Annotated in this window: 7 protein-coding genes, 1 other RNA gene and 1 pseudogene; 3 read left to right on the forward strand and 6 right to left on the reverse strand. The window is 63.9% G+C overall.

Annotated elements, in window-relative coordinates; genetic code table 11:
* Positions 1–9: 9 nt before the first annotated feature.
* Positions 10–813, forward strand: a complete 804-nt coding sequence (locus G552_RS0105390) for a metallophosphoesterase (RefSeq protein ID WP_027882108.1) — start codon at positions 10–12, stop codon at positions 811–813.
* Here G552_RS0105390 and G552_RS0105395 read toward each other — a convergent pair.
* The 3 genes from G552_RS0105395 to G552_RS0105405 all read right to left on the reverse strand — a co-directional run bounded on the left by G552_RS0105395 (position 810) and on the right by G552_RS0105405 (position 3,572).
* Positions 810–1,889: a prephenate dehydrogenase/arogenate dehydrogenase family protein gene (locus tag G552_RS0105395; RefSeq protein ID WP_027882109.1), complete on the reverse strand. Its 1,080-nt coding sequence runs from the start codon at positions 1,887–1,889 to the stop codon at positions 810–812. The two genes, G552_RS0105390 and G552_RS0105395, sit on opposite strands and share 4 nt — an antisense overlap.
* A gap of 32 nt (positions 1,890–1,921) precedes the next feature.
* Positions 1,922–2,959, reverse strand: a complete 1,038-nt coding sequence (aroF, locus tag G552_RS0105400; RefSeq protein ID WP_027882110.1) for a 3-deoxy-7-phosphoheptulonate synthase — start codon at positions 2,957–2,959, stop codon at positions 1,922–1,924.
* A gap of 205 nt (positions 2,960–3,164) precedes the next feature.
* Positions 3,165–3,572: a hotdog fold thioesterase gene (locus G552_RS0105405; RefSeq protein ID WP_027882111.1), complete on the reverse strand. Its 408-nt coding sequence runs from the start codon at positions 3,570–3,572 to the stop codon at positions 3,165–3,167.
* 70 nt (positions 3,573–3,642) lie between these two features.
* Between G552_RS0105405 and ssrA the strand changes: the two genes are divergently transcribed.
* Positions 3,643–3,998: a transfer-messenger RNA gene (gene ssrA / locus G552_RS15980) on the forward strand.
* Positions 3,999–4,083: 85 nt separating this feature from the next.
* Complete coding sequence (locus tag G552_RS0105410; RefSeq protein ID WP_156890676.1) at positions 4,084–6,261, forward strand: VWA domain-containing protein; 2,178 nt, start codon at positions 4,084–4,086, stop codon at positions 6,259–6,261.
* Here G552_RS0105410 and G552_RS0105415 read toward each other — a convergent pair.
* The 3 genes and pseudogenes from G552_RS0105415 to G552_RS15985 all read right to left on the reverse strand — a co-directional run.
* The gene (locus G552_RS0105415; protein ID WP_027882113.1) at positions 6,239–7,312 is read right to left on the reverse strand and encodes an alpha/beta fold hydrolase; all 1,074 of its coding nucleotides are present in this window, start codon (positions 7,310–7,312) and stop codon (positions 6,239–6,241) included. The two genes, G552_RS0105410 and G552_RS0105415, sit on opposite strands and share 23 nt — an antisense overlap.
* 107 nt (positions 7,313–7,419) lie before the next feature.
* On the reverse strand, positions 7,420–10,158 hold the full coding sequence (gene acnA / locus G552_RS0105420; protein ID WP_027882114.1) for an aconitate hydratase AcnA: 2,739 nt from the start codon (positions 10,156–10,158) through the stop codon (positions 7,420–7,422).
* 142 nt (positions 10,159–10,300) lie between these two features.
* Positions 10,301–10,618: pseudogene (locus G552_RS15985) on the reverse strand (integrase core domain-containing protein); the annotation flags it as partial.

The raw sequence follows: 10,618 nt of genomic DNA on the forward strand, positions 1-10,618 counted from the left end.
GATAACGGGGTGATTTTTGGCTATACCTTCGTTGTACGGCGCTTCCAGCGCTTTCTGCGGGGTTTGCAGCTTCCTTTGCGGGTGGCCCACCTCTCCGACCTACACATTGGGTTTTTCATCCGGGGGGGCTCGCTTAGGCGCTGGGTGGAGGCTACCCTGGCCGAGCGCCCCGACCTGGTGGTCATTACCGGCGACCTGACCGATGGTGGGCCCGAATGGGTGCAGCCTTTTTTGAGCGGGTTGGGGCGGCTTCAAGCGCCCTTAGGGGTTTGGGTGGTTTGGGGCAACCACGACTACCGTTATTCCGGTTACCAGCCCCTACAGCCCGGCCCTGCGGCTTCCCCTTTTAACCCCCCTAGGGTGCCCATGCGCCCCCCACTAGAGCTAGAGCAGCGCCTGGAAAAGCTGGGCCTTCGCTTTTTGCACAACGCAGGGCAGCAGCTCCGGCCCGATCTCTACCTGGCCGGGGTGGAGGATCTGTGGCATGGCCAGCCTGATATTGCTCAGGCCCTGCAGGGCCGTCTGGAGGGGCCGGCCTGTTTGCTGCTTTGCCACAACCCCGATTTTCTCTACCAGGTGCCCCCTACGGTTGACCTGACCCTGTGTGGCCATACCCACGGCGGGCAGGTGGTGCTGCCCTGGTACGGCCCGACCTTTACCTCCTCCCGCTACGGCCAGAAGTTTGCCGGGGGCTGGGTGGACGACCCTGCCCCAGCTTATATCTCCCGTGGCCTGGGGGTCTCTACCCTGCCGCTGCGGGTGGCCTGCCCGGCAGAGCTGGTCATCCACGAGTTTTGGCCCCAGGGAGCCTAGCGCACGCGGTAGCCGATGCCCTCGAGGATGCCCCTGGCCTGCTCGCGCTCCTCGAGGGTGGCAAAGCCCATGCGGATGGCCCCTCCTTCGTCGCGGATGGCCAGCACCTCGAAGTTTTTGATGTTGATCCCGGCGTTGCCCAAGGCAGTGGAGACCGTGGCGATCTGCCCCGGCTTATCCGGCACCTGTACCACCAGCTCGTGCATGCTGGGCAGCAAGCTGCGCTTCACGATGGGCAACGCATCGCGGGTACGCTTGGCTTCCTGGGCGGCTTGCAGCAGTTCTTCGGGGCGCTCGAGCAGATTTTCCAGCTCCAGGAGCACTGCTCGTAGGTCCTCTACAGCTCCCCGCAGGGCCTCTTTGTTGGCCACCACCATATCGCGGCTCATGCGCGGTGAGCCCGAGGCTACCCGGGTCAGGTCGCGGAAGCCGCCCGCAGCCAGGAACATCAAAAGCTCCTGGTGAGGGTCCTGGGCTACCAACCGGTTGAGCCCCACGGCCAGTAGGTAGGGCAGATGGGAGATGCGGGCCACCAGCCGGTCATGTAGCTCGGGGGGCATCTCCAAAGGGTAGGCCCCTAGGTTTTCCACCAAAGTCCGTACCGTGCTCAGAGCGGTGGGGTTGGTTTTTGGGCTAGGGGTTAGAACCCAGACCGCGTTTTGCAAAAGCCCGGCGTGGGCGGCCTCTACCCCAGCTTTCTCACTGCCGGCCATAGGGTGTGAGCCCACGAAGTTGGGCAGAACCTCGGTGAGGCCCTGCACCACCGCTCCCTTGACACTGCCCACATCCATCCAGATCGCTTGCGGGCTGGATAGGGGGGCCAGCCGGCGGCCCTCTTCGACCAGCACCCCCACCGGGGCAGCCAACACCCCCAGCTCGAGCTCCCCCACCCAGGGCCCCAGGCTGGCGTGCACCCGATCCACCACCTGCAGGGCCAAGGCGTCCTCGAGGGCCTTGGGGTCGGGGTCATAGGCATGCACTTCCTCGGCCAGAAAGCGCTCGCGCAGCCCCAGGGCTAAGCTTCCTCCCAGAAGCCCGATGCCAAAGATACCCACCTTGCTAAAAAGTGGCTTCATAAGCGCTCGTATCACCTGGAAGTGCGGTGGGGCTAGACGGGTTCTAGCTCGCGGGTGAGCTGGCGGCCCAAGGCAGGCAGCAGGGCCCGGATGCGCTGCATCAGCTCGGCGAACTGCGCCTCGGTGAGCTGCTGGGCTGCGTCAGAAAGGGCTTTTTCCGGCTCGGGGTGGGTTTCCACGATGAGGCCATCGGCCCCGGCGGCCAGCCCGGCCAAAGCCAGGGCGCTGACCCAGTCACGCCGGCCTGCGGCGTGGGAAGGGTCGATCCAGACCGGCAGGTGGGTCAGGCTTTTGAGCACCGGCACTGCTGAGACGTCTAAGGTGAAGCGGGTGGATTTCTCAAAGGTGCGGATGCCGCGCTCTACCAGGATGACCTTCATATTGCCCTGGGCCAGCACGTACTCGGCGGACATCAGGAATTCCTCCAAGGTCATGCTCATTCCCCGCTTGAGCATCACCGCTCGTCCGGACTGCCCCGCAGCCTGCAACAAAGCGAAGTTTTGTGCGTTGCGCGCTCCAATCTGTAGCACATCGGCGTAGGCTGCCACTAGGTCTACCTGCTCGGGAGCGACCACCTCGGTCACGATGGGCAGGCCGGTTTCCTGGCGGGCCTGCGCTAGAATTTCCAGCCCAGCCTGGCCCAGCCCCTGGAAGCTGTAAGGCGAGGTGCGGGGTTTGAAGGCTCCGCCCCGTAGCATCTGGGCTCCGTGTCGGCGCACATAGTGGGCGGCGCTGAGGGTTTGCTCCAGACTTTCCACCCCGCAGGGCCCCGCAGCAACCATCACCTCGCCTCCGCCGGTGGCCCCGGTGGGGAAACGCAGCACGGTGGGCTTGGGGCAGACCTCGAGGGAGGCCAGCTTGTAGGGCTTGGATATGGGAATCACGTCCTGTACTGACTCCAAAGCGCGGAAATGCTCGATCAACTCCGGGGTAGGCCCCTTGCCGATGGCCCCCACTAAGGTGGTGTGCTCCCCTTCGGAAACGTGGGCGCGGTAGCCTACAGCCTGCACTTCCTGCACCACCTGCTCGATCTCTTTGTTGCCCGAACCGCGTTTGAGAATGATCAGCATGGCTGCTCCTTCCGGCGTAAAGAAAACTTCCGGGGATTTGGATTTCCCCGGAAGCCTTGCTACGCCTTTACACGACTACGCCGACCTCACGGGGACCCCGGGCCAATAAAAGTACCCCAAAAAGAGGGCTTCTTGGCGGAGGGTTTCCCTCGAGGTCGGCATATGCTGTGAGTCTATCGGCCCGCCGGTGGGCTTGTCAACCGGCCTAACCTTGGCGTATGGGCGTGATGGCCAAGGTGCAGCGGGAGATGCAGACCAACCGCCCCTGTTCATCGCGAATTTCGATGCTCCAGACCGCGCTGGTTCGCCCGTTGTGCAGTGGGGTGGCCGTAGCAATGACCTTGCCGGACTGCATCGAACGCAGGTGGTTGGCATTGATTTCCATGCCAAAGCTGGTATAGCCCTCGGGGGCGGCCAGGTAGGCCCCGATGCTGGCCACAGTCTCGGCCAGGGCCACCGAGGCCCCCCCATGCAAAAAGCCGAAAGGCTGGTGCACCCGGGGGGTGACCTCCATCTCGGCCACCACCTTTTGCGGGCTAGCCTCCAACAGCTTAATGCCCAGGGTCTGAACCAGGGTTTCGCGCTCGGGGAGAAGCGGGTTAATCTTGCCCATGCCCATAGCCTAAGAGGCCGCCTTGGGCCTTTCAAGACGGCGCGGTATCTGCTATAATCTTGGTTTGCCTGGGGGCGTTTTGGTTTCGACAGGGACTCCTGAAGGCAGTACGGCGTGTCGAGGTAGCCCATGGCCTCGTAAAAATGGGCAAAGCCATAACTGGCAACGTTCGTAGCAACAGCTACGCCCTCGCTGCTTAAGCCAGCGACGTTCTTCAGAAGCCCAGCCGATGGCGTACTGAATGAACGACCCCAAAGTCGGCTAGTTTCTGGCCAGGCTCCGTAGCCAGGGGCGAAACCTCACGGAGCTCGGTTCAGGCCCGCTGTTGGTGGCGTAAGCCTGGACGACGAACAAGCACCAACTACACACGTAGAAGTCTGCTGGATGGGTCTTTGGACGCGGGTTCGACTCCCGCCGCCTCCACCAACAAGAACCCCCTGGAAGCCTCCAGGGGGTTTTCTCTGCGGTGTTCCTTGCACTTGCTACCCGGCGCAGCAGCGATAATACACCTGTGCTGGTTTGGCTGCGGGTTCTGGTCATCGGCTTGCTTCTGCTGGCCTACTGGGGGCCGGCGGTGCCGTTGGCCCCTCTGCGCACGGTGGTATTGCTGGACCAGAGTCCTTCAGTTCGGGAGGCCGTCTGGCAGGTAGCTCCCCAGCTCCAGCTACAGGGAGCCCGTTATGTGGCCTTTGCCAGCGCGGCTGTGGAGGTGGCTGCCCCTACAGCCCGTCGCCTCGACCTGGGCGAGGGTACCCGTTTGCGCGAGGCCCTACAAAAAGCGCTGGAACTGCGTCCAGACCGGATTGTGTTGCTTTCGGACGGCTTGTTTCAGGATCAGCCGGAGCCCATCGGGATTTCCATATATGCCCTCTACCAGCCGCCTAGCCCGAATCTCTCCCTATCGCTGGTTGGCCCGGCTCTCCCACCTAAGGACGAGACCGTGGAGGTACGGGCGGTGCTGGAGGCCACGGCGCCGGTTGTGGCGCGGCTGCGCTTTTCCGGCCCAGCGGGGGTGCTCGAGCGCGAGCTATCCCTTCAACCAGGCCGCAGCAGCCTAGGCTACCGTTTCCGCCTGGAGGGGCCCAGTGTGGTGGTCGCCCAGGTGGAAAGCGCTTTGGGTCGCGAGCAGGCCCGCCTCGAGCTGGCCCCTGCGGATGCGATTCGGGTCTGGGTGCTGGGTGATGCCGCTTTAGCCCGCTACCTGCAGACCCAGGGCTTCTGGGTGGAGGAGCGGCAGACCCTGGGCCAGCCCATCCGGGCTGAGGTGGTGGTTCTGGGGGTGGGGGTGCGGGACTTGTCGGCCCCCGACCTAGACGCCTTGCAGAGCTTTCTGAACCAGGGAGGAAGCCTACTCTGGACCGCTACCCCGCAGGGGCTATTCTTCGGTGGCTGGGAGCGGAGCAGCCTGGCCGACCACCTGCCCTTGGAGCCGATAGAGGAGCCAGGGGGGGTGGGCATAGTGTTGGTGCTGGATGTCTCGGGCAGCATGCTCGAGGCCGACAAGCTGGGTCTGGCGGTGGTGGGTTCGCTCGAGCTCATCCGCTCGGCCCGGCCACAGGACTACATCGGGGTGGTGGTCTTCTCCGACCGCCCGCGCTGGCTGTTCCGACCCCGTCCCATGACCGAGCAGGGCCGGCGTGAGGCGGAAAGCCTGCTGCTTTCCACTACGGCGGGTGGGGGGACCCGGATACAGCGGGCCTACCTCGAGGCCCTGGAGGCTTTAGAGGGCCTGCCGGTCACAAGCAAGCAGGTCATCGTGCTCTCCGACGGACTGGCCGCCGATGTGACCCCCAGCCTCTTTGACCAGGCCCGCGATGCTGCACCCGCCATCAAAACCAGCACCGTGGCCCTGGGTAGCGATGCCGACCGGCAGTTTTTGCGCGAGCTGGCGCAAGCCGGTGGGGGGAGTTTCTGGGATGTTCCTCGCCCGCAAGACCTGCCCCGCTTTTTCTTAGAAGAGGCCCAGCGAGCTTTCCAGCGCGAGGCCTTGGAGGGTCGTTTTCCCCTCTCAGTAGGGGCCCACCCCATCACCCGCGACACCCGCCCCCCTCCCCTGGCGGTGTTGCTGCCGGCCCGGAGCAAGCCTTGGGCCCAGAGCTTGCTCAGCTCGGGGGAGCAGGTGGTGTTGGCGGTAGGGGAGAGCGCTCGAGGTCGGGTGGCGGCCTTGGCCACCGATCTTTCCCGCTCCTGGCAGGACTGGCCTCAGGCCCCGGCCTTTTTGGCTGAACTGGTGCGCTGGCTGGCCCAGACCCCGGCCCGTCCTCGGGTCCAGGCAGTGCGGGAAGCTGGGGTTGTGCGGGTGCTGCTGGAGGGGCAGTTCGAGCGGCCTAGCCTGCAGACGGGGGGGCAGCAATGGCCTTTAGCCCCCATCGGGCCGTTGCGCTACGAGGCCCGCCTGCCCAAGGATACGGTGGGCCAGGCGGTGATTTTAGAAAACGGGCAACCCCTGTTGCGCTTGGGGCTTCCTTCCTTGCCGGAGTGGCGCCTTGAGGACGGAGAGGAAAACCTACGCCGATTGGCCGAGGCCAGTGGGGGTCGGCTTCTGGCCGACGTTGCCGAGTTACAAAGCCTCGAGGCCCGCAAACCGCTTGGCCTGCGCTGGGTTCTGCTTGCGCTGGCCATAGGGCTTTTCCTGCTGGAGCGCTACTTGGAGAGGCGAACCCTCATCAGGCTGGCCTCGCCGAGCTGAGGTGTGCGTGGAACAGAGGGTGGAAAACCTCCGGCTTTTCCAGATGGGGGGAGTGTCCGCAGTCGGTGAGCACCTCTTCGCGGAAGAAGCCCCCCGCGGTAGCGTAGCGCCGGAGCACCTGGCGGGTCTGCCCCACCATGGGCTGGGAAGGAAACGCCGCCTCACCCGGCCAGCCCGGTACCAGCCCCAGCCGGCCCAGGGTGCCCATATCGAACAGACTGGCATCGCTCACAATCTGGTCCTCGGCCCCGCGCACCCAGAGGATGGGGGGTTTGACCAGGGCGGAAATCATCTGCTGCACGCTTTGGCCCACGTACTTGGGCGAAAGGGCGTTGGCAGGGCCCCACCGCCCTGGGGCCACCCCCGGCCAGTGAGGGGAAGGGATGAAATCGCCGGGGTATTTTTGTGGCCCTATCTTCTGCGATAGCACTCCGGAAAGCAAGGCTTCCTCGCGGGGATGGTGGAAGGGGGGCTTCCAGTAAAAGTGGTTCATCACTGTGCGGGGGGCGGCGGGATGCTCGCTTGCCCGGTAGCCCTCGCCGATGAGCCGGGCGAACTCGGGGTTGACAATGCCGGCCCCCGAGCCGGCGAAATCCGGGGTGCAGGGGGTGCCCTCGAGGTCCTTGGTCCCGCCAAAGCCAAAGGGCGAGCCGGGGCAGATAACCGTTGCGCTCAATACCCGCTCAGGGGCAGTGGCCAGCAGGGCCCAGACCACGCTGCCCCCCAGGGAGTGGCCGGCCACGTGAAACCGGGGATGGCCCAAGGTGTCCATCAGGCAAAGCAGGTCGTCCACCCAGTCCATGCAGCCCCGGGTGGCGTCTATCAGCTTGTCCTCGGTGTCACCGTAGCCGCGCAGGTCGGGAGCAATGCCGCAGTACCCCTCTGGTAGAGCCAGCAGGGTCTCTTCCCAGAAGGTGTTGCTGCTGGCGTTGCCATGAATCAAAAGCACCGGCACGCCGTCGGAAGGGCCCCGGAGCAGGATGTGCTGGTTGAGGCGGGGGGTCTGGACCAACTTGGACTCGAGGCCGGGTAAAGGGGGTATGGAGGCCATAGCCATGCTCCTTTCAACGAACATCTCATGTTACCCGGCGGGTGTTACAAAGTTGTTGCTTAAGGAAAACCGTGGCCCTATACGGACCACGGCAGACTTGCCTTCACTTAGGCTTGGGTCTTCTCCGCTAGCATGTTCTTCAGCACCGTTTGCAAAATCCCGCCATTTTTGTAGTAGTCCAGCTCGACCGGGGTATCGATACGGGCCTTGACCTGGAACTCCAGCTTGGAGCCATCGGGGCGGGTGGCCACCACTGTGAGGATTTTGCCCGGGGTAAGGTCTTTGAGGCCCAGGATATCGTAGGTCTCAAAGCCGGTAAGGCCCAGGCTCTGGGCGCTCTGGCCCTCGAGGAAGACCAGTGGCAGTACGCCCATACCCACCAGGTTGCTGCGGTGGATACGCTCGAAGGACTGGGCGATGACCGCCTTCACCCCCAGGAGGTAGGTGCCCTTGGCCGCCCAGTCGCGGCTCGAGCCGTTGCCATACTCGATCCCGCCGATCACGATCAGGGGCACGCCCTCGGCCTTGTACTGCATGGCCGCGTCGTAGACGAACATCTGCTCGCCGCTGCCGGGCTCGCTGCCCAACTCGCTCTTGGGCAGCTTCTTGGTGTAGCCGCCCTCCACCCCCTCGAGCATCAGGTTGCGGATGCGGATGTTGGCAAAGGTGCCACGCATCATCACCTCGTGGTTGCCGCGCCGGCTGCCATAGGAGTTGAAGTCGGCGGGCTCGACGCCGTGGCCCATGAGGTAGCGCGCGGCGGGGGAGTTCTTGGCGATGTTGCCGGCGGGCGAGATGTGGTCGGTGGTGATGGAGTCGCCTAGCAGCAGCAGCACGCGAGCGCTCTTGATGTCGGAGATTTCGCGGGATTGGCCCAGGTTCTCGAAGAAGGGAGGGTTCTGGATGTAGGTGCTTGCGGGATCGAATTGGTAGAGCTGGCCGGTGGGGGCGGGTAGGGCTTTCCAGCGCTCGTCGCCCTCGAAGACGGTGGCGTACTGGCGGCGGAACATCTCGGCGTCGAGGGTCTGGTGCACGATCTGGCGGATTTCTTCCTGGCTAGGCCAGATGTCTCTGAGGAAGATGGCCTTACCGTTGGGGTCGTAGCCGATGGGCTCGGTGGTGAAGTCGATGTCGATGCGCCCGGCAATGGCATAGGCCACCACCAGCATGGGAGAGGCCAGGTAGTTGGCCTTCACATCAGGGTTAATACGCCCTTCGAAGTTGCGGTTACCCGAGAGCACTGCGGCCACCACCAGGTCGCCCTCCCGCACCGCTTTGGCAATGTCCTCGGGTAGCGGGCCGGAGTTACCGATACAGGTGGTACAGCCATAGCCCACGGTGTGGAAGCGCAAAGCCTCGAGGAAGGGTGTGAGTCCGGCGGCATCGAGATACTCGGTGACCACCTTGGAGCCGGGGGCCAGGCTCGACTTGACCCAGGGCTGGGTGTCTAGGCCAGCCTCTACCGCTTTTTTGGCCAACAGGCCCGCCCCCAGCATCACCGAGGGGTTGGAGGTGTTGGTGCAGGAGGTGATGGCGGCAATGACCACCGAACCGTGGCGCAGGTCGAACTCTTCCAGGCCCCGCTTGACCGTGACCTTTTTATCCAGCTGCTCGGGCTTGAGGCCAAAGCCCCGTTCCTTGGGGTCTTTAGTGAGGTGTTCTAGGAAGCTGGTCTTGACCTGGGCCAGGGCCACGCGGTCTTGTGGCCGCTTAGGGCCGGCCAGGCTGGGCTCCACGGTGGAGAGGTCGAGCTCGAGGTACTCCGAATAGAGGGGGGCATCCTCGTCGGTGCGCCACAGTCCGGTAGCCTTGGCGTAGCGCTCTACCAGGTCTAGGAGTTCATCGGGCCGCCCGGTGAGGCGCAAGTAGGCCAGGGTCTCCTCGTCGATGGGGAAGAAGCCCATGGTTGCCCCATACTCCGGGCTCATGTTGGCGATGGTGGCCCGGTCGGCCAGGGGCAGCTTGGAGACGCCGGGGCCGTAGAACTCTACGAACTTGCCCACCGCCCCATGCTTGCGGATCATCTCGGTTACCCGCAGCACCAAGTCGGTGGCGGTAGCTCCCTCAGGCAGCTCGCCATAGAGCTTGAAGCCGATGACCTTGGGGGCCAGCATGTAGTAGGGTTGGCCCAGCATCACCGCCTCGGCCTCGATGCCGCCCACCCCCCAGCCCAGCACGCCCAGGCCGTTGATCATGGTGGTGTGGCTGTCGGTGCCTACCAGGGAGTCGGGGAAGGCATACACTCGCCCATCTTCCCCTTTTTGGGTCATGACCACCTGGGCTAGGTACTCCAGGTTGACCTGGTGCACAATGCCTGTACCGGGGGGCACGGCCCGGAAGTTCTTGAGGGCGTTCTGCCCCCACTTGATGAGGCGGTAACGTTCCTCGTTGCGCTTGTACTCCAGCTCCACGTTTTGGGCAAAGGCGTAGCTGGTGCCGAAGAAATCCACCTGCACGGAGTGGTCGATGACCAGATCCACCGGCACCGTGGGGTTGATCATCTCGGGGTCGCCCCCTAGCTTGGCCACGGCGTCGCGCATGGCCGCCAGATCCACCACCGCTGGTACCCCGGTAAAATCTTGCAAAATGACCCGGGCCAGCATCAGCGGTACGTTCACCTCGCCAGGGTCGGGCTGCCAGTTGGCCAGCGCCACTACGTCATCGCGGGTCACTTTGTACTCATCGTGGTTGCGCAGTAGGCTCTCCAGCATAACCCGGATGCTGAAGGGCAAGCGGGAGACTGGGGCAATGCCCTGGCGCTCGAGTTCCAGGATGTCGTAGTAGAACACCTCGCCCATCTGGGTCGACAGGCTTTTGCGGGTTTTGAAATCGTCTCTGTAGGCCATAATTCCTCCTTCTACGCTGTAAGGCCAGCCCCCACCCGGCGGGGCCTCGCTGGGTTGGTGTCCGTTCTTAACAGTTTACAAGAACGGGTGAACCACTCGGATTGTGGGGCTGGTTTCCTGCTCTGGGCGGGTGCGCCCTGCCTCAGACAGCGCTAGTGTACAACAGGCTGAGGGCTAAACGCCAGTGGTTGTAATCGGTCAACACATGTGAGACTGGGGAACCGACTCCTCCTGCATCTTAGCTAAATACTCCAAGGGAGCAAGACCCCCCAGGGCCATGTGAGGCCTTCGGCGGTTGTAGTGGTCCAGGTAGGCATCCAGCTCTGCCTGTAGCTCGCTGAGCCGGGGGGGCAGAGGCCGGGTATAGAGCTCCTCCCTAAAGGTCCGTTGCACCCGCTCCACGTGACCATTGAGTTTAGGACTCCTCGGCGGCAGCACAAACAAGGCAATCCCCAGAGCA

The sequence above is a fragment of the Meiothermus rufus DSM 22234 genome (genome assembly GCF_000423425.1).
In the GTDB taxonomy this organism is placed as follows: Bacteria; Deinococcota; Deinococci; order Deinococcales; family Thermaceae; genus Meiothermus; species Meiothermus rufus.

Coding starts and splice junctions, on each gene's coding strand:
- acnA (WP_027882114.1), bottom strand. CDS start 10,158: ATGGCCTACAGAGACGATTTCAAAACCCGCAAAAGCCTGTCGACCCAG.
- G552_RS0105405 (WP_027882111.1), bottom strand. CDS start 3,572: ATGGGCAAGATTAACCCGCTTCTCCCCGAGCGCGAAACCCTGGTTCAG.
- G552_RS0105415 (WP_027882113.1), bottom strand. CDS start 7,312: ATGGCCTCCATACCCCCTTTACCCGGCCTCGAGTCCAAGTTGGTCCAG.
- aroF (WP_027882110.1), bottom strand. CDS start 2,959: ATGCTGATCATTCTCAAACGCGGTTCGGGCAACAAAGAGATCGAGCAG.
- G552_RS0105395 (WP_027882109.1), bottom strand. CDS start 1,889: ATGAAGCCACTTTTTAGCAAGGTGGGTATCTTTGGCATCGGGCTTCTG.